31 protein-coding genes and 1 pseudogene are annotated in these 21,178 nt (G+C 51.7%); 6 read left to right on the plus strand and 26 right to left on the minus strand.

What is annotated here, in order from left to right; genetic code table 11:
- Positions 1-6: 6 nt before the first annotated feature.
- The 20 genes and pseudogenes from HV229_RS25435 to HV229_RS25530 form a co-directional block, all read right to left on the minus strand.
- The gene (locus tag HV229_RS25435; protein WP_000952684.1) at positions 7-231 is read right to left on the minus strand and encodes a hypothetical protein; all 225 of its coding nucleotides are present in this window, start codon (positions 229-231) and stop codon (positions 7-9) included.
- Positions 232-356: 125 nt separating this feature from the next.
- Positions 357-674 carry a hypothetical protein gene (locus HV229_RS25440; RefSeq protein ID WP_000163862.1) on the minus strand — a complete coding sequence of 106 codons (318 nt, stop codon included), beginning with the start codon at positions 672-674 and terminating at the stop codon, positions 357-359.
- A 59-nt stretch (positions 675-733) separates the two neighbouring features.
- A complete protein-coding gene (locus HV229_RS25445) occupies positions 734-1,480 on the minus strand; it encodes an Ig domain-containing protein (RefSeq protein WP_131405965.1) in 747 nt (248 codons plus the stop codon).
- Between the two features lie 74 nt (positions 1,481-1,554).
- Positions 1,555-1,938: a minor capsid protein gene (locus HV229_RS25450; RefSeq protein ID WP_057102242.1), complete on the minus strand. Its 384-nt coding sequence runs from the start codon at positions 1,936-1,938 to the stop codon at positions 1,555-1,557.
- Position 1,939: 1 nt separating this feature from the next.
- The gene (locus HV229_RS25455) at positions 1,940-2,413 is read right to left on the minus strand and encodes a hypothetical protein (protein ID WP_131405966.1); all 474 of its coding nucleotides are present in this window, start codon (positions 2,411-2,413) and stop codon (positions 1,940-1,942) included.
- Positions 2,404-2,748: a hypothetical protein gene (locus HV229_RS25460; RefSeq protein ID WP_131405967.1), complete on the minus strand. Its 345-nt coding sequence runs from the start codon at positions 2,746-2,748 to the stop codon at positions 2,404-2,406. Before HV229_RS25460 ends, HV229_RS25455 begins: the two co-directional genes overlap by 10 nt.
- 97 nt (positions 2,749-2,845) lie before the next feature.
- Complete coding sequence (locus HV229_RS25465; RefSeq protein WP_000057119.1) at positions 2,846-3,679, minus strand: hypothetical protein; 834 nt, start codon at positions 3,677-3,679, stop codon at positions 2,846-2,848.
- Positions 3,679-4,113 (minus strand): hypothetical protein, encoded by a 435-nt coding sequence (locus HV229_RS25470; RefSeq protein WP_000801184.1) that lies wholly within the window; start codon positions 4,111-4,113, stop codon positions 3,679-3,681. The genes HV229_RS25465 and HV229_RS25470 overlap by 1 nt, the downstream gene beginning before the upstream one ends.
- A 43-nt stretch (positions 4,114-4,156) precedes the next feature.
- Positions 4,157-5,080: an Ig domain-containing protein gene (locus tag HV229_RS25475; protein ID WP_131405968.1), complete on the minus strand. Its 924-nt coding sequence runs from the start codon at positions 5,078-5,080 to the stop codon at positions 4,157-4,159.
- Between the two features lie 74 nt (positions 5,081-5,154).
- A complete protein-coding gene (locus HV229_RS25480; protein ID WP_006812514.1) occupies positions 5,155-6,030 on the minus strand; it encodes a major capsid protein in 876 nt (291 codons plus the stop codon).
- 26 nt (positions 6,031-6,056) lie between these two features.
- Positions 6,057-6,953, minus strand: a complete 897-nt coding sequence (locus HV229_RS25485; RefSeq protein ID WP_045339224.1) for a DUF6651 domain-containing protein — start codon at positions 6,951-6,953, stop codon at positions 6,057-6,059.
- 22 nt (positions 6,954-6,975) lie between these two features.
- Complete coding sequence (locus tag HV229_RS25490) at positions 6,976-8,550, minus strand: hypothetical protein (RefSeq protein WP_131381285.1); 1,575 nt, start codon at positions 8,548-8,550, stop codon at positions 6,976-6,978.
- Between the two features lie 33 nt (positions 8,551-8,583).
- Entirely contained in the window at positions 8,584-9,840 is a 1,257-nt protein-coding gene (locus HV229_RS25495; RefSeq protein ID WP_002211787.1) for a phage terminase large subunit, read from the minus strand.
- A gap of 2 nt (positions 9,841-9,842) precedes the next feature.
- Positions 9,843-10,484: a hypothetical protein gene (locus HV229_RS25500; RefSeq protein WP_023180879.1), complete on the minus strand. Its 642-nt coding sequence runs from the start codon at positions 10,482-10,484 to the stop codon at positions 9,843-9,845.
- Positions 10,485-10,679: 195 nt separating this feature from the next.
- The gene (locus HV229_RS25505; protein WP_000176291.1) at positions 10,680-10,946 is read right to left on the minus strand and encodes a hypothetical protein; all 267 of its coding nucleotides are present in this window, start codon (positions 10,944-10,946) and stop codon (positions 10,680-10,682) included.
- A 9-nt stretch (positions 10,947-10,955) separates the two neighbouring features.
- Positions 10,956-11,846: a hypothetical protein gene (locus tag HV229_RS25510; protein ID WP_002211789.1), complete on the minus strand. Its 891-nt coding sequence runs from the start codon at positions 11,844-11,846 to the stop codon at positions 10,956-10,958.
- Positions 11,847-11,851: 5 nt separating this feature from the next.
- The gene (locus HV229_RS25515) at positions 11,852-12,106 is read right to left on the minus strand and encodes a hypothetical protein (RefSeq protein ID WP_131405969.1); all 255 of its coding nucleotides are present in this window, start codon (positions 12,104-12,106) and stop codon (positions 11,852-11,854) included.
- Positions 12,099-12,737 carry an ATP-binding cassette domain-containing protein gene (locus HV229_RS25520; RefSeq protein WP_006812519.1) on the minus strand — a complete coding sequence of 213 codons (639 nt, stop codon included), beginning with the start codon at positions 12,735-12,737 and terminating at the stop codon, positions 12,099-12,101. Before HV229_RS25520 ends, HV229_RS25515 begins: the two co-directional genes overlap by 8 nt.
- The gene (locus tag HV229_RS25525) at positions 12,734-13,402 is read right to left on the minus strand and encodes a ParB/Srx family N-terminal domain-containing protein (RefSeq protein ID WP_000164561.1); all 669 of its coding nucleotides are present in this window, start codon (positions 13,400-13,402) and stop codon (positions 12,734-12,736) included. Before HV229_RS25525 ends, HV229_RS25520 begins: the two co-directional genes overlap by 4 nt.
- Positions 13,402-14,105 (minus strand): annotated as a pseudogene (locus tag HV229_RS25530) (ParB N-terminal domain-containing protein). Before HV229_RS25530 ends, HV229_RS25525 begins: the two are co-directional and overlap by 1 nt.
- 59 nt (positions 14,106-14,164) lie before the next feature.
- On the opposite strand from HV229_RS25530, the gene HV229_RS25535 reads away from it, so the two are divergent.
- From HV229_RS25535 to HV229_RS25560, 6 genes are all read left to right on the plus strand, one after another.
- Positions 14,165-15,724 (plus strand): DEAD/DEAH box helicase, encoded by a 1,560-nt coding sequence (locus HV229_RS25535; RefSeq protein WP_006812522.1) that lies wholly within the window; start codon positions 14,165-14,167, stop codon positions 15,722-15,724.
- Positions 15,725-15,726: 2 nt separating this feature from the next.
- Positions 15,727-16,005, plus strand: a complete 279-nt coding sequence (locus tag HV229_RS25540) for a hypothetical protein (RefSeq protein ID WP_001291547.1) — start codon at positions 15,727-15,729, stop codon at positions 16,003-16,005.
- A gap of 58 nt (positions 16,006-16,063) precedes the next feature.
- A complete protein-coding gene (locus HV229_RS25545; protein WP_131405970.1) occupies positions 16,064-16,486 on the plus strand; it encodes a hypothetical protein in 423 nt (140 codons plus the stop codon).
- A 4-nt stretch (positions 16,487-16,490) separates the two neighbouring features.
- A complete protein-coding gene (locus tag HV229_RS25550) occupies positions 16,491-17,018 on the plus strand; it encodes a transcriptional regulator (protein ID WP_131405971.1) in 528 nt (175 codons plus the stop codon).
- 322 nt (positions 17,019-17,340) lie between these two features.
- On the plus strand, positions 17,341-17,991 hold the full coding sequence (locus tag HV229_RS25555; RefSeq protein WP_000072873.1) for a hypothetical protein: 651 nt from the start codon (positions 17,341-17,343) through the stop codon (positions 17,989-17,991).
- Positions 17,992-18,041: 50 nt separating this feature from the next.
- Positions 18,042-18,245 (plus strand): hypothetical protein, encoded by a 204-nt coding sequence (locus HV229_RS25560; RefSeq protein WP_016051712.1) that lies wholly within the window; start codon positions 18,042-18,044, stop codon positions 18,243-18,245.
- Here HV229_RS25560 and HV229_RS26455 read toward each other — a convergent pair.
- From HV229_RS26455 to HV229_RS25585, 6 genes are all read right to left on the minus strand, one after another.
- On the minus strand, positions 18,242-18,364 hold the full coding sequence (locus HV229_RS26455) for a hypothetical protein (protein ID WP_256435245.1): 123 nt from the start codon (positions 18,362-18,364) through the stop codon (positions 18,242-18,244). The two genes, HV229_RS25560 and HV229_RS26455, sit on opposite strands and share 4 nt — an antisense overlap.
- 526 nt (positions 18,365-18,890) lie before the next feature.
- Entirely contained in the window at positions 18,891-19,373 is a 483-nt protein-coding gene (locus tag HV229_RS25565; protein WP_130715053.1) for a hypothetical protein, read from the minus strand.
- 205 nt (positions 19,374-19,578) lie between these two features.
- The gene (locus HV229_RS25570; protein WP_023180884.1) at positions 19,579-19,860 is read right to left on the minus strand and encodes a hypothetical protein; all 282 of its coding nucleotides are present in this window, start codon (positions 19,858-19,860) and stop codon (positions 19,579-19,581) included.
- Between the two features lie 126 nt (positions 19,861-19,986).
- On the minus strand, positions 19,987-20,382 hold the full coding sequence (locus HV229_RS25575) for a hypothetical protein (RefSeq protein WP_130715055.1): 396 nt from the start codon (positions 20,380-20,382) through the stop codon (positions 19,987-19,989).
- Between the two features lie 128 nt (positions 20,383-20,510).
- On the minus strand, positions 20,511-20,822 hold the full coding sequence (locus HV229_RS25580; RefSeq protein ID WP_047722183.1) for a hypothetical protein: 312 nt from the start codon (positions 20,820-20,822) through the stop codon (positions 20,511-20,513).
- Positions 20,823-20,962: 140 nt separating this feature from the next.
- Positions 20,963-21,178 carry a hypothetical protein gene (locus tag HV229_RS25585; RefSeq protein ID WP_165501443.1) on the minus strand — a complete coding sequence of 72 codons (216 nt, stop codon included), beginning with the start codon at positions 21,176-21,178 and terminating at the stop codon, positions 20,963-20,965.

Genomic DNA, 21,178 nt, shown 5'->3' on the forward strand with positions numbered 1-21,178 from the left:
CCCTTGTCATCCTCTGCCAAAAATTTGCATCAGTTGCTCTTTGGCGTCAGGGTCTGCCTTATCCTTGCGTGGATCGTAGACTTTATCGGTTACGACTGGTCTTCCAATCCTGAGTTGCAAACCCTCCATGAACGCCTTCACGCCCTCGCCATCTGCCTGGGCAGCGCGAGCGACTTGCAGGTTGCGGACATCCTCTTCCGCGCGCAGACGGTCGATGTTGCGACTGAGCATCCAGAACATCGTTAGAGGGACGCCCAGCAGCTCTAATGGCGACACGGCGTAGTGAGCAACTACACGACTGAAATAGAATCCGAGATCTATCGATACGGTCTTTACCCCGGATTCATCGCGGGAAATTACTTTGCCCCTTCACCAGCCGCTTTTTCGTTCTCTTCATCAATCACTTCCATAGCGAAGGTGAAGATCTGCTGGAGCTGCGGAACAGTCAGTTTTTCCAGTACAGCGTCCGGCACGGATGGGATGACCTTGCGAACCAGGTCGGCGTAAGCAGTTACCTGCTCAACAGGCGACATGTTCTGAAGGTCTTTGCCTTCCATCTGCTTGATGGAGACGAACAGGCCAACAGTCATTTCAACGATGGGGTATTCCTGACCGCCGAACTTGATGCTTTTCTTCGGAGGCAGAATGGAGTCGAGATCGAGTAATTTGGTCATTGGTTAAAGTCCTTTTAAAAGAGAGGCTCTTCCTGAGCCTCTGCTTAGTTACGTCGCGATTATTCGGCAGAATTAACCGTTACTGCTTTGGTCGCTTTCTTGCCGCCGCTATTGCTGGTAAAGGAGATATTTGCCGAACCTTCAGCTACTCCGCGAACCAGACCAGTCTGGTCAACGGTTGCTTTCTCCTGATTGTCGGATTCCCACACACCGGTTTTATCGCCGGCATCTGCAGGGGTGATCTGGGCAGTCAGCTGCACGGTCTCACCGGCTTTAACTTCCGGAGATTCCGGAGAGATAGAGACGGTTTTAACCGGCTTTGGGCCGCTCATTTTCCCCAGCACGCCGTCGTCATCCGGGTAAGCGGTGAACTGAACGGAGAACACGCGAACATCATCAGACTGGTAGGTCATGGTGAAGTTACCTGCGGTCGCAGCTTTCGGGATGGTCAGAACGTAGTCGGTGGTATCCTGCGGGGTCAGAACCAGCTCTTTGGCTACGTCGATCAGGTTGATGCCCTGTGCGGAAGTGATGGTCACAGCGTTATCTTCTTCGCTCAGGGTAGATCCCGGCATCAGATCGACCATATTCTGCAACACAGACTCGGCCAGCGGCGCAGTGATAGTGATGTTACGACCCTGCACCAGCTCGGAGATGGTGGTCTGCCCCAGCTGGTCTACGGTGACTTTCAGAGTTTCGGTCGCAACCTCAACCTGAACACCGCCTTTGGTGTAACCCAGATCAACGCCACCAAACGACACTTTGCAGGCGCCAAGTTTGATGTTTTTTACATGGGTATTGGACATTGTTGGAAAACTCCTTTTTCCGTTAAATCAGCACCTTCATGGCGCTAATGGTAAGTATATACTTACTTATTTTATTAATTCAACAAATAGCCCGCAAATTCAATCGGGATACCCGCTTCAATTAATGAGCCTTCGTTTTTGGGATAAGTGATCGGCATAGACATTGGCCGAACCAACCGGAAGTAAACGCCCTCTGACACGGTTTCTTCGACCGGGAACATATCCATGATCTTATTGGCTTTCGCCACCGCCTTTGTGATCGTCGCATTACGCACGATGACGGTGAAAGAGTCGTGATAAAAGCCTTTCAACTCATGGTCAATAGCGATCCCCGTATTGGGATTAACCAACAGAACACCGGACTTCACATTGGCTGGCATGTAGTGACAGAAAATGTCAGCGCCGACTGTACCGATCTTCGCCTTCTGCATCAGGCTCGCAAATGCTTCAATAAACACATCAACCTCTCGTAAAACCTGCTTTCCTTGCCGCTTCTGCTATCGTCTGAGTGAACTGTTTTTCACTGATCTGTACGGCTCTCTCAAGGAACAAAGGCCCAACTCGTGGCTTCACACCAGCGACTGGCGGGTTGGTGACGCTCTTCATGCGAGAGAGATAGCCGAGACGATACTTGCCCAACTCCATGTACTCCGCATAATCGCCAACCTCAACGCCCGGATGCCCTTCGCGTGGTTTGGCTCCAAATACCGATAACTCAATACGAAGCCCGGTATAACCTTCTTTGACCACTCTCGCGAAGATCGCGCTTTCGAGTGAGCCAGTCTCCAGCGGGGCCATTGCCCGCGCAAGACGCTCAACCAGACGCGCCAGCTTCTCCATGTCACGGATGAGATAACGCTTAAAGGCTTTCTGGCTGTTATTGAGCCTGTCGCCAGCACGCTTAAACTGATGCGCGTCGTACTTCAGACCCATATGTTTGCCCCTACTTCCAGATGCCCTGGGCACCCACGCAGTCCCCAGCGACGATGCACGCTGGATACCTTCAGCTTTTGCCCCTCCAGAATGAGAACGTCATCAAGCTGTACTGCGGCCTCAAGTGGGATCACCAGAACAGCATCGAACAATTCCAGATCCGCTTTACCGCGACTGCCGGAGCTGTCCGCACGTACCGATGATTTCTCGTTACTTTGCTCAAACTTAACGACGCCGACGTTCGTCTTCCTGACGAACTGCAATTGCGCTTCACCGTAGACGTTCTTCGAACCCAGACGGTAAATCGCTATCTCTGCTTGCCATGAAATGTTCATGCACTCTCCCTGTGGTTGGCAGCCGCACTCATTACCAGGCGAAGGCGCGATTGCTCGTCTTGAGCCTTTCGACCAGAAGTAAATAATGCGACTGGCGTTACGCACGGCGAACAATCATGCGGTTATTGATGTAACTGACCAGCAGTCGCCAGGTACTGCGAGCCACATGCACATTTGCCGCTTTGCCGGTGCGGTACATATTGGTCGTTTCACCAATGGACTCAGACAGAATGCCGTCCTCGCGGGCTGCCGCTACGTCATTACCGTTAGCGATTTCGCAGGCTTCATTAACCACGGCCAGCATTAATGCCTGTTTGAAGTAGTCCGGGAACTCGTCGAATTTCTCAGGCGTCATCTGCTCCCAATCGATCAGATCGTGACGATATGCCCCGTCAGCGCCCCACGGAATGTCATAGACGTTCAGCATGTTTTGCGGGCGATCGTACCGGTCGAAGTCGATACGCAGGACTTTGCGGATTGAGAACGGCAGCGTTTTGACGCGTCTGGTGGCCTCAATGAGACGTTTGCGCATCAGCCCTTCGCCATCAGCTAACAGAGTGTCGCCGTTCAGCATATCGATAGCTTGCATCTGGGCGTCTGCGACCGTTGCGAATGACTGGCCTGGAATTGACAGCTCGAAGCTATTCAGCAGAACGTACATCTTGCGCTCTTCATGCGTCAGCCCGGATGCCACCGCTTTGACAATGACGTGTCGCAGATCGCGCTCTTTATCTGAAAGAAGGTTGTGTTCGGCCGACACGACAACCGGAATGGACATCTGCCCCTCAGTAATATCGAGAGGTTCGTTATCGACGATGATCGCACCTGCGCCATCTCTGACGGTATACGTGGCCGACTCAATATCCAGAACGTTAAATGCAAACGACAGGGAAACTGCTTCCCCGCTACGGTACGTGTCGATCTGCGCCATTACTCACCGCCCTGTGCTTTCAGGATGCCTTCGATCATTTCAACGATACCTTTGGCTTTCACGCCAATCTGGTTGCCGATCTGACGCAGACCAGCAATACCTTCACAGTCCGCAATCGACTCCAGCTCTTCACGAGTAAAGCGCTGTACCGGTTTGGCTTCCACTTCAGCCGTACCACGTTTCATTGGCACAATATCCGGGGCCGCCGTCTCGACAATGTCGTCCGCAGTTAAATCATTGCGGCTGCTGTACGCGGCAGAAGGAGATACATTTTTGCCTTCAACGGTAGTGGCACGCATGGAGGCACAAATCCGCTGCTGATCGATGAATGGCAGTTCGGCAACCGAGATGCCGTCGACAAACTGGATACCGCAGAGAATGCCCGTGTACCCCAAAAATTGAGGCTCCAATAAACGAATTTTTGCTGGTTTCATTCTTCTTCTCACTTAATGGGCGGCATCGCCGCCCATGTGTTGGTTACGCAGCCGGTGCTGCGGTCACTTCAACGGTCGCAGTGGCTTTGTGGCTACCGTCTTCCGTGGTGACTTCGATAGTGGCAGTACCTGCAGCCACACCGGTCACAAGTCCAGTTGCGCTATCAACCGTCGCGAACTCGGCATTTTTTGACGCCCAGGTTACGCGCTTATTGGTTGCGCCAGCCGGTTCGATGTTCGCGGTCAGCTGTACCGTTTTGTTGGCTTCAACGCTGGTGGTGCTCGGATCGACAGAGACGCCAGTAACAGCAACGACAGGCTCAGTGACTTCAACCGTAGCAGTAGCTTTATGGCTGCCATCCTGCGAAACCACTTCAATGGTTGCCGTACCAACGGCTACGCCAGCTACGTTACCGTTCTGGTCAACGGTCGCTTTGTCGCTATTTTTGGAAGTCCAGGTGACTCTTTTATTGGTTGCGTTTGACGGTTGTACATCAACGCGCAACTTGACCGATTTCCCCTTCTCAACAGAGGTAGAGTCTGGCGTTACCGTAACGGACTCCACGCTGACAGGCTTAACGGTCACTTCGACTGACGCAGAAAGCTGAGTCTGCTTATCGGTGGCGGTGATCTTCACTTTTCCCGGAGTCACGCCAGTAACCAGACCCGTACCGCTGACTGTGGCGACCTGGTCATTGGCCGACGTCCAGGTGAATGAATCTGCGCTTTTGCTCATGGTGATACCTGCACTAAGTTGAACGGTTTTACCCACCAATACGGACGGCGCAGCCGGTGTAATGGTGACAGACTGAGTGAACGGAATTGCCCGGAAGCAAGCCGCAAGATGATTCTGCTGGCGCTCGCTCAGAGGCTCGTTGGAGATGGAATTGGTGAATTCGGCCCGGCACATATGCCCCGTGAAATCCGCAAACGCCTCTTCCGTGATCTTCATCTTTTGTTCTGGCATTTCTCGCTCCTACAAAAAGGGTGGGCGTATAGCCCACCCCTAAATAGTAGATAATTACTTACCTACCATACTGATCAAATTTTTACGTTGGTCAGCGCGGCGATAGCCTTGTCGTGCTTGTTCGCCAGAGAGCAGTACCACTTAACGCGGGTACGGGTTGCGTCTTTGTTCTGAACAGTACCGATGTTCTCAACAACGATACCGGCGTTTTCACCGCCATACAGACCAGTCACACCGTTCTCTTCGGACAGGTGCAGGCAGTAGATGCTTGCTTTGCCAGAATCAGTCGGGATGAAGTCGTTCACGATGAACGGTACACCGTTGTGGCACAGCATCGGACGACCGAAGTTTTCCATCATGATTTCGGACGGGCCGAGGCTAACGGTACGCAGCAGAGCGCGATAAGCACGCAGGTGCTCGGAACGCATCATGATGCAGTCTGCGCCCAGATCTTTCACCGCGTCGACCAGCTCGTCGAACATGGAGAAGGTCATGGAAGCGCCTTCGATGTCGATCTTCTGATCGTCGTGCATCAGCTTCGGAATACCGTCGAACGCTTTGTTGTTGGTGCTGGAGTCGCCCAGAATCAGGTTGCGGCGGAATGCGCGAGCCAGACCTTTCACCTTCTGACGAACCTGGATTGCCAGCTGGTTGTTGGTGTCGGACATAGTGGTCGCCAGGAATTTGTCGACGTCTACGTCGCCTGCCAGGATACGCAGCTTCGCAACGTGTTCGGTGAAGGTTGCAGCGCCTTCGGTGATGGTGTCGTTCACATCAATGAAGGTTGCTTCGCTCAGGGTAGCTTCGCGGTTGTAGAGGTATGCCTTAGAATTAATCTTCATGAAAGGCAGAACAGCGAACAGGTCATCGCGATCGATGATGGTCTCGATCACACCCTGCTCAAGTTCGTTGTTAGACAGCTTTTCAGCTTCATCACGCAGTAATGGCATCTTTCATTTCCCTATGATTTAAGATGTTACTTGAGTCCGATTTTCCCCAGACCGGAGGTCAACTTATCCATAGTCGACTTGCTCTTCGGCTGGTTTACTTTGTGGGTCGGTTTGCTATTGGAACCAGCACCCTGCTTGGCTTCGCTGCGCAACAGTGCGTCAGCTTCCGGATCTGCACGCAGAATGCGCTCAATCGCGGATTCGAACGGTAACGGTTTGCCTTCACCGTCAACCAGAACTGCACGTTCTTTCTGACCGGCTGGCTTATCAAAGCCCACAACACTACCGTCTTCACCCACTTCGAAATGAGAGCCGTAGATAACGCGAGCCTTAGCCGGAGTCATCAGAACTTTGTCACGCAGGAAGGCAGAGCCGCTGAAGGAAGCGCCAACAGTCATTTCGACCAGTTGGGCCTTCAGTGCGGCGTTCTCGCTCTCCAGAGCGGAGTAGCGTTCGTCGCGCTGTGCCAGTTCAGCCTGGTGCGCTTCGATCATCTGCTTTTTCACAGCATCGAACTCACCACGGCGTTCCAGTTCAGCCTGCTCCGCCTCCCGACGTGCGGTTTCTGCGGCTTGTTCAGCTTCGAGAAGCTGGCGAGCACGCGCCGGGTCAATATCACCGTACTGAGCCAGCTGATCGGCCAATGTGCGCTCTTTCTCCTTGCGCTTCATGTTCTCTTTCAGCAGGTCAGCACCGGCTTTCTTGGACTTACGCAGTTCTGCCAGCAACTCTTCCTGAGTCATACCGGCATACTCGTCGTCGTCACCCTTCGGTTGCTCTTTTTGCTCGCCCTGTTTGCCTGGGTCTTGATTGCCCTGCTCATTGTCTCCAGCAGGAGCACCGCCACCAGCGCCTCCGCGCTCATGCGCTTCAGCTACATCCATCAGGCCACGACGGGCCATAAGCATTTGCCACAGATTCATAGAAATTCCTTTTCGTTACTTATCACTCGGTCTCTTGAGTAGATGAGTCCCCATTCCCTCGGGGTTGATCATGCCCGCTTTCTTGGGCTGTATCTTGATCATAAGTAAGTACTGACTTATTTTCAAGGGTGTTAAGATCATTTTTTGGAGGAAATTTCAAGAGATCTTTTTGAAATTCCTTCTGCATCGCATCGGAAATGTTCGGGAAGACCTTCTCGATGAGCATTTCCATCTGATGACGACGAACAGAATCAGGCGCCTGAAGCAGCGACAGTTTCTCGGCAACGGCAAACTCGTCAGTCAGACCGCGAATGTCGAAACTTTCCGGGTATGCGATCAGAGAGTGGTCTTCATCCAGTTCGACACCCATCCATTTCGCTGCCAGTTGCATCATCTGGCGCTCTGCCCTTTCGAGACGTTCTGCTTTCGTCACCAGCAGACTGTTAACGCGCTGGAAGTCGTACATCTTCGCTGCGCCCGAAGAGTTATCGATGCCCTGTGCGTTATCCTGCTTGGTTCGCTCACCTGCCACGCCAACGGAATGGTAGATCTCGTTAATCACCGTCTTAATCGTGGTGATAATCATCTGGGCCTGTTTCGGGTCCGGAGACAGGTAGAATGGCTGATTACCGCTCTCAGAGTCGAAGGTGAAGACGCGTTTTGTCCCCATTTCGAGCACTTTGGTGTGGTTTTCATCGCCCGGCAGCAATGACTGAACCGGGATCGCCAGCTGGCTGAATGTCTGATCCTGAATAATCGCGTCAAGGTTCGACAGGTAGTTGGCCACGGCGCGATCAAGATAGGCGATATCGTCAATCAACGACGGGCTGAAATACGGAGACTCGCTTTCACCAATGCAATCCACCGGGAACACCGGCACCACGCCCAGATTATGCTGGCCGCTATCCTCCAGAACGACTTTGGCCTGACGGCGACCGCTATTTCCGGAACCTTTCTTCACTTCTTCACGGAACAGATACCACTCGTTTTGCGTCCACAGACGGTAACGCTGGTATTCCTGTCCGGTTGAAGTGAACGGATCTTCGTCGTCGCGCGCGATTTCAACAATTAGCGCCCACAACATATTGCCGTCTTCATCCCAGGCAACATCAAGCAGCTGCTGCGGCGAAATCCAGTATGCGTAGGCACGCGCATCATTTTTCTTCTCGTCTGCAACAGACTCAACATCGACGTTCATCGTGCTGTCCACGACAACCCAGATACGGCCATAAATGGATGATTGCAGATCGATAGCCGCCATAAACGCATCGATGGAGGCGTTCTGGCGCGTGGCTCGCTTCCAGAAATTGCGGATCTGCTCCGGTGCTTCATCAGTGTTGCGGTGAATGACCTCTTTGAAGAGGTATTTGTTGATGAGGTTTACCACTTCGCGCGTATGGTTGAAGCGATAAGCGCGTTCCAGGCGCTCTTTGAACTCCTGATCGCCCTCTTTGAAGTAACGGAAGATATTGTCGTTGAACCAGGCACGCCCGCCAGCGTAGGTGCTGGCGAGGAAGTCCCAATGTTCTTTTTTCTTCTCATATTCAGGGTGGCGTCGTGCCACAAGGTCTTTGATTTGCTTGTCAGTCAATTCCATTTGCTTTTCCTTTCCGTTTAGGTAAGTACTTACCTATCTAGATCCGCCAAGAATAACACGATTTTTCACCGGATACCTACGATGAACCGGATAACCCAACGCATCCGCACTGTGTTCGATGCCGCCAGTCTTATCCATATCGCGTGAGCCTGGCTTGTAGATCACCTTCTCCAGCGAGTCGATGAGGTGTTTGCACTTCGGATCGATGTACAACCGGGTTTCGCCCGAGGCACTCATCAACATGCGGTTCACTGCGTTAACACGGTCTGCGATCGGCGGGTGCTTCTTCGGATAATCGACTCGAAGGAAACCTTTTTCCTTGAAGATATCGACGTCCGATTCACCGCGTGCGTGCTGGCGATACGCACCTGCCGGGTCAGGGAAGATAGTGACCTGAGACTTCCAGCGCCAGAAACGACGCTCCAGCTCATCACACACTTCAGCCGTGTTGGAAGAGAACAGCACAACCTCGTCCACGGCCCACAGCTCACCATTTGGCTGCGGCTGCAGGATGACCGATGACATAGGGTCGATGTTGAAGTCCTGACCAACCCAGATCGGCAGTTTCGGATTGAACTGGAGTGGCTTCACATGCACATTGCGGTCGAACGGGTAGTAAACGCGTCCGGACATGTTTTCGAAGCTGGCCAGGTATTCCTGCGCGAACGATTTAGGGTCCATATCGTTCTTCGCCGCTTCGATTTCCGCGCTCGGTACGAACGGAGAATCGGCCGTAACGAACTGCCAGCTCTTCCACTGCCCTTTGCGTTGCAAATCTTTGTTCTGACCGATAGTCCACAGCTTGTGGAACTCGGAGAAGCCTTTTGGCGTACCGATGATCAGCGCACCGCCACGGGTAGAGGACAGTGTCGGACGCAGTACCTTGTACCAGGTGTCAGGCTTCATATCCTGAAATTCATCGAGCACCACGAAGTGCAGTGCCACACCACGAAGCGTATCGGGCTTATCCGCACCTTTCAGCGCGATTTCAGAGCCGTTCTTCAGCACAATGGTCATCGTGGTGTCGTTTTTCTTACGAACCCATTTACGAGGCAGAACTTCCTGCAGGTCATCCCACAAGATCTGGCGAGCCATCTGGTAAGTCGGTGCGACGTACCAGACACGTTGCTTTTTCTCTTTGGCTGCCGCGCGGATGATGGTGGAGATCGACAACCGGGATTTACCCCAGCGTCGACCCGCACACACCACTTTGAAACGATGTGGTGACTGGAAGACTTGCATCTGCCCAGAATGCAGCTGTACGAGACTCAGAGACGACGGGATGGCCATAGTTAGACGCTCCCATCACTTTCATCACCAGACGCGTCAGAATCGCCCTCTGCTTCGCTCAGTGCTTCCTCTTCGAGCGACTCAAGCAGATCGTCATCAATCAGATCCGGCTCATCATCTTCCTTACGCAGCTGCGCCACCTGGGAAGGCGTAAGTTCGCCAAATACCAGGTTCGGGATTTCGTCGTCTTCGTTCTCTGCGCGATCCATACCGAGCGCTTTCGAGGATATTTCGAAGCACTTAGCGAGTGTGCCGCTGGCACGCTGGAGACTCTTCAGGTCATCTTCGATGGTTGCCAGTGGCTTGCCGTCCTTCTTGGCTGTGGCCACCTCATGCATCACCATTCGACCGAGTGCGAACGCCCAATCGTCGTAACGAGTCCGGCGCTCTTCGATTTTCTCTGCACGCGCCTTTGCACGCAGCTCTGCGTCGGATTTGAGCGACTCGCGCACCATCTTCCCAACGGAGTCCGCGCCTTTCTCTAATCCACGCTTTTTGAAATGTCTGGAGAGCGTTTCACGACGAATGCCGTACTCTTCCTCCAGCTTGGAGAGTGTGTATTCACCGGAAGTCCACTTTGCTTCGGCTTCTGCCCACTCAGCTGGCGTCAGGCGAGTTTTGCTCTCGTCTTTTTCTACAGTCATAGATCCCTCTAAAACACTCAGAGCGCATCCTTGCGCTCCTAAACAACTTGTTTAATTCTGTGCCTAACCAATTTGTTTTCTGGGTGTTTAAAACCGGGCTGGGGAGTATTCAGAGCCTGCTTCCGTATATATTTAATAAGTCACTTAGTATTTATATATACGGAAGCAGGCTCTCAAACTGGCTCCCAGACCGACTTACATCACCAGTAATTTGGCTCTGGCACGACCTAACGTGGTCAGTCCCAGCGTGCGACGGTGGTAGCCGGAATCACCGCGCTGGCGGCACATTCCTTTCTCCACCAGCCCCTTTTTCACCAGTGCGCGGATAGAGAACTGCATACTCTGTTTGGTCGTTTTGTACGGCAGCACTTCAAGCAGCTCGTCCAGATCGAGCAGATGCCCACGCTCATGGCCTAAATTGATGGTTTTGATGATGTCTTTTTGTTTGTCGGTCAACGTCATGGCAAATCCTTATGCCGGTAATGCAATTTCAAGAGGTTTATTCAAAGGCTGTTTGTCGAATGCCAGCAGTGGCAACGTGTCCGGCAGCTGACGACCAAAGTCCGGGTTTCGGTACACGCCATACAGCGGAGAGGTGAAGCTCAGGTTGTGAATGTCCTTGAGCAGCTTCACGATGCTGGCCTCGTCCACCAGGCTGTCGGCAATGTCCTGAATCGTCGTGCCACGATTACGCCCGGCTTTGGCCAGGGAACTGTTCTTGTGGTAGTCAGCGACCAAATCACGCAGCGCACGACGACGGCGAGACTCACTCATGGCGAACAGCTCTTTGACGATCGCTTCGTTGTCACCAGGGTCGGAACGGAAATGACGCTGGAAGACGCGCAACGCACTCTCGTAGCTCTTCGGACGCTCCGGACGGATGAACTGGAACCCTGCTTTCATGGCGAACGGGTTGTATTTGCTCATCGACGACTGGATCTCGATGATTGGCCGGTCGTGCATCCTGCTAACCAGGTTAATCATTCGATAGGAGACGCCGACGCCGCGGTACTGAGTGTCCACAACGGAACGGCTGATCACTGCAAAGTTGTTGTTCACGTACCGGCCCCAATACTGGTTGGCCACGGTGGTATTGGTGGTTGGCTTCAGCTTAGGAAACATGCGATGGCGAGGCGCCAGCAGCAGTTTCGGGTAAGCCATAACCACGACGCCCACCAGCCGGTCGTCCAGTTCGCAGCGATAATACGTTGGCGCGAACGGCTTACCATCCGTCTTGTAGTGCAGCGACTTCAGCGCGTGCCAGTCTTCAACCGTGCCTTTGGTAACGGTCATACGCTCCAGAAAGTCCAGATGACGCGGGAACTCTTCCGGGCGGTAGCGTTTGATGATGATGTCTGTCATGTCGATCACCTGCGCTCGATATTGGCATTGATGAAGTCCAGGCGAAGCGATTCCATCGCCCCAACCATGACGTATGGACGCCCACCGTTATGCCAGCAATCCAGAACACTGCCGTCGTTGTTAATCATCAGCAGCGCCAGGCTCTGGCTTTTGCCTTCTCTGGCGTACTGGAGTGCTTCTTCCAGCAGGCGGATGACTTCAAGGTTGTTGTTATCTGCCTCTTTCGATGGTTTCAGCTCTACGATCTTCAAATCAGGCATATTCCACCTTCACGCGTTCTTTGTAGTGCTTGGTAATCTGCATATCCGGGCGCAGCGCGTTCTTCAGGTCTTCGTGGGTCGTCGCCACCATTACCGTCGCACCAACCTTTCGAGCGGCACGCTGGAGGTTCGACGCCACAACCTGAGCGGTTACACGGTCGAGAACAGCGCCAAATTCGTCGGCTGCCCAGACTTTGGCGCCTGACTCGATCAGCTTGGCAATCTTGAGGCGGTATTTCTGGCCGTCAGACATCTCGGATGGCTTGCGCACAAAGAGATAGGCGTCATTCAATCCGGCCATAGACAGCAGCCCCAGCGCTTCGCTGGTGGTTTTGCCCAGCTGGTCGATGACGTTAACCTCATTGTCGAAGGTAAAGTCATCGATGGAGGCTACAGAAAGCCCTTCATCCTTCATCTGGCGTTGCAGTTCGCGCAGCACAACGGATTTGCCGGAACCGGATTGGCCGGTGATGTACACCACATCGCCCTGCTTCACTTCCAGCTCCAGATTGTCGTAAAGCGTCCACTCTTTTTCGTCCAGGCCAAGACCGAACGATTCGGCAATCTCCAGCGTGCGCGTGGTTTTGTTCACGCGGGTCTGAAACGATACATTGATGGTGTATTTGCTCACGCAGCCAGCTCCCCTGAAGAAACTTTCTCCGCATATGCCACGAAAGCGTCTACCCCGCTCTCTCCCGTGATTTCTTCCATGTGGGCAAGCAAATCCCCAACCACAATGGCAGAGCCAGCAGGGAGCGTTTTAAAGCCCAATACGTCGATGACGCGGACTTCTTCAGAGGCTACTTCGCGACTGATCTCGGTGTGCTCTTCTTTCTGGCGTTCCGTCTCTTCGCCCAGATCGAGCACCAGAGAGCCGGTTTCCATCTCTTCGGTCATGCTGCCGACAAGCACGTTCAGCTCGCGCTCTTCAAAACCGAAGACCTCGACGTCGCCCAGCACCAGGGATTCCAGTTCCTGCTGCAATTTGATGGCGTCGTAGTCAATACTGGCCAGGCGGTTGTCTTCCAGACGCTTCGCCTTCACTTCTTCTTCGCTCAGATCGTCGCGAACGATGACCGGCACACGCTCCAGACCAGCCAGAAGTGCCGCCTCGCGACGACCGTGGCCAGTAATGATGACGTCGTGCTTGTCGACCGTGATCGGCTGGTCAAAACCGCGCTTTTTGATGGCGGCCGCCAGGTCGCGGATCTGCTGTTCGTCATGTTTTTTGGCGTTCATCTCATACGGGATGAGTTCTGCCGGGTTTCGATAGACGATTTCAAAGTTTTTGGTCATTACATACGCTCCTTGTAGTAGTCGACCAGCCACACCAGGGCTTCCCCGGCGTTCTCCATTTCGTTACCGGTATTGATTCCCTGCTCTTTGATGATGGTTTTGATGGTGTCGGCGACGCGATCTGACGCATCAAACGTCACTTTGAAGCGCATCGTCTGGTGTTCAGCGCCGACTCGCTCGGTTTTCTCGCGTTTGTCCTCATCGACCGGCTCGTCATCGCCACGGGAGAGCGCTTCCAGCGCTTCAAGATCGATAACGGACGCTTTGGCGAGTGTTGCCGCCATTTCGTCGTCATACGGGGCGATATCGGACAACCGGTAGTCGATTTCAGACTGGATTTCTTCGATTAAGCGCTGCAAAGCGACCTGATCGTCTTCGCCGTAGCGTTCGTTATCGACGAGAGACATCTGTTTGGCCACCAGGTCGTTAATTTTGCCCACGGAGATGACGGGAACCGTTGAAATGCCCTGCTCCATCGCGGCACGCCAGCGGTGTTCGCCACCGAGGATCTCAAAAATGCCCCCGTCCAGCTCCCGCGCCAGAATTGGCTTAAAAAAGCCCAATTTTTCGATCGAGCCTTTCAGTTTTTCGAAGTTTTGCGCCCCAACGGAGTTGGTATTCCAGGGATTCGGACGCAGGTTCGCGACTTCCACCTGCAGAATCGTAATTTTCACATCCATAATTCTGATACAATCCATTGTATAAGTACTTACTTACTATAATAGCCAATTACCATACAAAAGGCACGAAGGAAAGAGGTTTATGACAGTTCGGATTGTATCGAATGCAGTCAATGCGCTGATTTCTGGCGCTGATGACAACGTGAAACGGCTCGTTCAGGAGATGTTGAGCTATGAAGTGGAGGCTGGTGACTGGAAAGGAACCAGCACGATGTTCAACTGGAGCAAAAACGCGTTCCCGGCTGGGTTTGCGAAGCCAGTTGCAGCCAACCTTCTGAAAGCTGGCATCAAATGCGTGCATGTGCGCAAGGAAAAAGCCCCCGCGCTTGGCAAGCCGAACCCGGTAGTTAACCCATTCCCGTATAACCCGGACTATGCGTATCAGGATCAGACTGTGGAAACACTGGTGCGAGAAGGGATGATGATTGCCCAGATTGCGACGGGTGGCGGTAAATCGAACGTAGCGTGTAAGGCAGCTGCTCGCATTGGTCGTATGACGCTGTTTTTAACCACGCGCTCGGTTCTGATGTTCCAGATGGCAGAGAACTTCCAGAAATCCATCGACTACCGCGCGGAGAATGGCGAGCCGTGGCTGAAAGGTCAGAAAGTTGGGGTGATTGGATCTGGTGAGTTCCAGGTCTCGCGCCATATCAACGTTGCCACGGTGCAGACCCTGGCCAGTTTTCTCGAAGAGCCACCGCGCGACGCATCACCGGAGAAAAAACAGTACCACCTGAAGCGCCGGGAACTGGTTAAGCGCTTTCTGTCCAGCGTTTCTCTGCTGATTCTGGAAGAGGCACACGAATCATCTGGTTCAAACTTCTACGATATCGCCCGGTTGTGCATCAATGCCGATTACCGTCTGGCGCTGACAGCTACGCCGTTCATGAAGGACTCGACCGAAGCAAATATGCGTCTCATGGCCGTTGCCGGTCGCATTGAGATAAAGGTAACGGAGAAATATTTGATCGATCGAGGTATTTTAGCGAAACCATACTTTCTATATCATAAAATCGCGTACACTCCAGACGAGGTGCGGATTAGGGCCGAACTTGCTTCGAAACACCTGAACTTTCGGGTTGGAATGAGTACGGCTTACCAGAAAGCCTATCAGTTAGGCATCGTTTACAATCTGGGCCGCAACGAGGCTATTGTGCGCGAAGCGTTAATGTACAAAAGTCACGGTCTGAACTGTATGACGCTGGTTCGTTTGAAGCGTCATGGTCAGATTTTGATGGAAATGATGAAGGAAAGCGGCCTGAAGGTCGATTTCATCTACGGAGAATCAAACCAGACTACCCGACAAGCAAAGCTCAACAGTCTGGCGGCAGGCAAGATAGATGTTCTGATTGGTTCAACCATTCTGGATGTTGGTGTCGACGTTCCAAGCGTAGGGGCGGTGATTCTGGGTGGTGGCGGCAAAGCCGAAGTTGAGATGCGCCAACGTGTTGGTCGCGGTCTTCGAGCCAAAAAGAATCAGGCTAACGTGTGCTTTATTACCGACTTTATCGACGTGAGCAACAAATATCTCATGTCGCATTCATATGAGCGGAAGCACATTATCGATACGACGCCTGGGTTTGCCGAGGGCGTTTTGCCGGTGGGTAGCACATTCGATTTCACTGTTTTGAATAGAGAGTAAGCATGAGCGAGAAACGCGCTATACACTGCCAGGTTCAGTTAACCGAAAAAGCAAACGACAAGCTGGAAACCTTTCAGAATCGACTGCGTGAACGCAATATTAAGCTGTCAAAGGCAGACATCATCAATCTGGTGCTGTCCAACATGACGATGGCTGATTTTGATAAGGCAGCTACGTCATTAGAGGCTTCTGCAAAGGCCCGTGAAAAGGTCATGAAGATTTACGAATCCTCTGGCATGACCAAAGAAGATCTGGCCGATATTCTCAAACGTCTCGATTAAGCATTAAGGGCGTCGCAAGACGCCTTGTTCGTTGAGTGATAAGGATTTAGTTCAAGCCATGAAACACGTTCTACTTCCACTGATTACCATCCCCGTTTTACTCCTGAGTGCATGTTCATCCCGCCCTGTGTCTGTAGCTGATGCAAAACCGGCTCCGCAGGCCAGAGTTTTCAAATACCAGACGTCTGCACCAACCACGCTGGTGGTTATGAGGGACAAAGGTATGATAGGTGCGGGCTGTGACGCATCCATCTTCATCAATGGTGAGACGGTTGCGAAACTTGAGACCGGTGAAAAAGCGACGTTCCATCTTGATGCCGGGCAATGGATTGTTGGCGCTTCACTGGAAGGCGCCGGGCTGTGCGCACTGAACCCTGCTCGTCAGGAACGCGAGACCTTCACCAAAGCTGGCGAGACGAAAGTCTTCCGGGTGTTCACCAGCAACGCAGGTGACATCGATATCCTACCAACGACACTGTGACGATATGACGAATATTACTGACATCACCTACGGGATTCCTGCAGAAGTCTGGCCGCGCGATTACACCAACGTGGAGAAGGCGCTGATGTTCTGGCGTAAGTCTCTCATTCCTGTAAGGGTCACGATGGAAGATGGTCAGGTGTTCTGCATGTACGTTCAGGGTCTCATGTCGTCGCGCAACAAAGTCGATCTTTGCCCTGCCCCGTTCGACAAAGAAAATCGTATAAGGCTCCCACTTGAGCGAATCAGTACGATTGAATCAGGTGTGACAGAAAGCATTGCGCACGATTTCACGGGTCGGACAACGGTACACCCAGACTATGTGGACAATCGGCCATCTCGCCGTGATTTCTTCAAAATTTGTCGCCAGGCTCATGAGATGCAGAAGTCTATAAGGGTCTACATGGCGGATGGCCGTGAAATTGAGGGTGTGTCTTCAGGCGTTGACGCTTGCCAGGTCACGCTCAACATGGGGGACGGTCGGAAGACAGTCGTCATGTTCGATTGGGTCGAACGGATTTTACCGTTTTAAATCTATAAGGGTAATAACCGGCTAAGTCCGGTTATTATTTTATGTGTCACTTCCCGTTATATTTATTTCCCCTAATCCCTATTCCACTTTAAATATATAAGGGTGAATGACCGAATAGGGAATTTATTTAGGCAACACCTTCGAGAAAACGCGATTTATTTCTAAGACTTTGATTTTTGTTGAAGAAAATTTTTTTCGTTCCCGTGTAAAAAACTCTTGATTTTAATTTCTGTATATCGATAATTAGTCACATCGAAAGCGAACACGCTAACGATAAACAAATAACAAATTAAGTTATCAATATTACATAAGGATTAATATCATGTCTAACGTTGCTATCTCTAAAAAATCCATCATCGACGCTGCTGTAGTTATCGCTAATGAATTACAAGTTGCAGCCAATAATGCTACTCAGACTTATAACAATCATTATCAGAATGGTACGCACACAAAAGCAGATAAAGCTAACATGCTTGCAGCGACTACCAAACTTGCATACTTCACCAACAACGTTTTAAACGCTGTTAATGATGAGAAATTAGCTGGTGTCTTTTACTACGCGATTAAAGCAAGCAAACAAGCGCCAGAAGTGTTTTTCCGCGAAGCTATGACCAATAGCTATTCACTCGAAAAATTGGTTTATCTGGTTAAATCTATCAAGTCTGGTAAATGCGTTTATTCCGTCGCTGATATGTCCGGATCTCGCGTATTCGCATTAATCGAAATGATTAATGATGAATTAGAAACATTCACAAATGGCGCTGTTTTCGATTTGATGAATGAAGCGAAAAAAGCCAACGAAATTAAATTGGACGCTGGCTACACTCAAGCCAACCAGCTGATCAATCTTTGCGAGCGTCTCGGACTGGTCGAGAAGATCAAAGGAATGGGCGCAGCGAAAAACGGATCGCAACAATATCGCTTTATCAAGAATGATTTTTATAACTATCTGGCTGATGCTTTCAAAGCGTAATTAGATGGATATAGCGCCCACTATGGGCGCTAGTTTTAAGGATAAAAATCATGATTAGTTATGACCAGATCCGCGCGGAGTATCGCGCAAAATATCGCGCTTATAAACTTGAATTAATCGACGACTTAAAAGCGCAACGTGACAAATTAAATTTTACGTTTTCTGATTTGCTTAACAGCAAAAGAGACTGTAAACGCAAACGTGAATATTTGCGCTTGTCTGAAATGATCGGAAAACTACAAAACAGCATTTAAGCAATAGCGCCCATAGTGGGCGCTTTTTTCGTTTCAAGATCCGCACACCATAACGCGCCATTGTTGGCGCGTTTTTTATTGTCTGAAGTCAGCCAAAACAGACCCAAAATAAGCGCCATAAACGCGCCAATTTAACGCGTTTTTATGTGTGGTGGTACATGCCCATTACCCACAATAAAAAACACGTTATAGCGCGTTTTACAGCGTTTTAGCGCGTGGCTTATTTTTTCGTGTCGTGGGCGTGATCGTCTGGCGATATCTGGCGACGTGATCCGCGCTATCCTTCGGGACGTGTCGGCAATATTGGCATGATCCGTGGGCGCTCGCGTATCATTGGCACGTTGGCGTGACGTGTACGCGCTTGCAGTGGTTTACCCACGGATTCACATAATCACATAGCGAAAGCTATCTGGATGGCTCAGGGGCTGAAACCCCACCAGCGCTACCCCAGCGCCCCTGCGATATTTTCTGGCAGGATTCTGGGCTTCTCCCGCTCTGTTTTCTACATAAAGGCAAACCCAGCCGTTTCCCGAAAATTCCCTGGCCGTTTCCCTTCGGTTCCCCGGACAGCCCTCTGGCCGTTTCTGAATATCCCTGCGGCAGCTGGTGGACGAAAAGAAAGGGGCGTTTCCAGCCCCTCCCCTCTTACTTGCCAGCCAGGATGTGAATGCGGTTCTTTCCGTACACCTCTTTCACGTAGTCCCCGCACGAGATACTCCACGAGTCGATTCCTGCTTCATAGATGACGTTTTTGCACTTGATGGCGTTGTTGGCGATGCGCATTCCCTCCCCCACTGCTTCCTGTTCGCTGAAGTCGAACCCGGATTCTGTTTTAACCCATAGCGCGATCTGCGTGGCGAACTCGATGAGTTTTGACTGGCAGAAGCGACCGCTGCGTACCGGGAAGATGAATACGCCAAATCCCGAGGTGGAGACATACGCTTTCTCAAATACGCGCTTATGGCGACGGTTGCAGATAATGTCATTGGTGATCTGCTGTTTCTCTTTCCCGGACAGCTCGATGGCTACATTGTCACGCCAGGCGCCCAGCACGCTTTTCTCGTTATCAGAGAACGTCACAGAAATATGGCCATGCGCAGGGGTGTTAACAGTAGCGATAAAATTCATATCATCAATCCTTTAAACAACTTGTTTTCTTGTTGATTTAATTATCGCTACGCGCATAAGGTGTCCAAGCGTTCTGTTCCGGCAGCTGGTGGCCGGCAGGGAGTCGGAGAGTTGTTCGGTAGCCTGGCGGCAAGAGGTGGGTGTTTTTAGCCTGCGGGAAACAGGATGGTCATTTAAGGCCACCAGCGTGGGTGGCCTCGTTCTCTTAGTGGAGCAAACCGACGTCGATGGTATCGCCGGAGCCATCCACGCGGATCATCAGCATGGCGAAGGCATTTAGTGGGTAGCCTGCGTGCCAGTCCGGGAAGCGGTCATCGCGCATGAAGTCGGCAATGTCATAAACGCTGTCCTCAAAGCGGAAGAAACGGGCATCACATTGTTCGTCCTGTTCAACGTGATCCATTTCCTGCTGCTCTTCCGGCGACAGGTCGAGCCAGGATTCCAGCCATACGTTTTCAGCTTTAGGGGAGATGGTGAAATCGGTCATGTGCATATCCTCCATGCGTAAACATCTTGTTTTCTTGTTGGTGTAATTATCGCAATGTGGATAAGGCAAAAAACATTTTGTTATCGGGAATAAGAAAATGGCGCGGGGTACGCGCCATTGGAGGGATTAAGCGAATACGCTTTCCGGGATGTAGTTTTCAACCGGTTCGTTGGACACGATGCGCAGACCGTATTGTCCAAGCCAGGTGTTGCTCGGGTTCAAGTAGGAGGTGTACAGCTCGTCTGCTTTCACCATCATCTTCTCAAACATCTCTTTGTTTACGCCGCGGAAATACGTTTCCAGTTTCAGCAGCATTGGTTCGGATGCGTTGCTGATGCTCTGGAAGCCTACGGTGTACACCCCATCCTCTTCTGTCCCGGTGCGGATCAGGGTGGTGGTGAGCACTTCAGTCCCGTTCGTGCTGTCACGCAGAATAGCGGTCAGTTTTGCAACTTTTCCGCCTGAGGTTGTTTCTGACGCATAGTACAAATCAAGAACCAGGTTTTCACGAATTACAGTCATTTTTGGTCTCCCTGTTGTTGACCTGATTATATTATTGTCGTAGGTAAGCACTTACAATACAGGTAAGCAAAAAAGCCCCGAAGGATGGACGGGGCTGTCGTAGGGACGACTAATCGCTTTTGCACATGTCAGGCTGTCGCCAGGAAAGAGGCACGCTGGATTTCTTGCTGGGCGACTTTGTTCGCCTCCAGTAACGCCTGTTCCAGCTCTCCTTCCGGCCAGATAATCTGTTTTGCCATCCACCCTTTCCCACTCTGGCGACGCACACTCATCACGTAACGCGCGCGGGAGCCATTGTCGAACGAGGCAATTGTCTCTTTAAACAGGCGAATGGCAGTACCGTTGGCGATGATATCGAGCAAAGTCAGTTGGCTCAGAACTGCTGGCTTCTCTTTACGTGGCTGTCCCGCGCTCAGTTTGGTAATCATCGCGTTTTTCATAACTATCTCCGTAAACAACTTGTTTTCTTGTTGGTGTAAATAATACCAGCGAGAAAACGGCTACAAAGCATAGCGTTACGGTGCTGCGCTGCCCCGGAGGTTGCAAACAGCAAAAAGCCACCGTGCTGGTGGTCTCACTCTTAATCTTCGTCGTCCGGGAACTCGATGTGTACCGCGTCCACCAGCTCCCGCTGTTCATCTTCACTGAGCAGATGCCAGATATCCTTCCCTTTGGGTGATTCCCCTTCAGCCGGGACGAACGACCACAACTTGCGGTACAACTCCGGCCCCACAGCATCCAGGCACTCAGCCAAGGAATCCTCGCTCCACACCTCAACCATCACAGGCATCTTAAT

It is taken from the genome of Citrobacter sp. RHBSTW-00524 (assembly GCF_013747755.1).
GTDB classification, from domain to species: domain Bacteria; phylum Pseudomonadota; class Gammaproteobacteria; order Enterobacterales; family Enterobacteriaceae; genus Citrobacter; species Citrobacter braakii.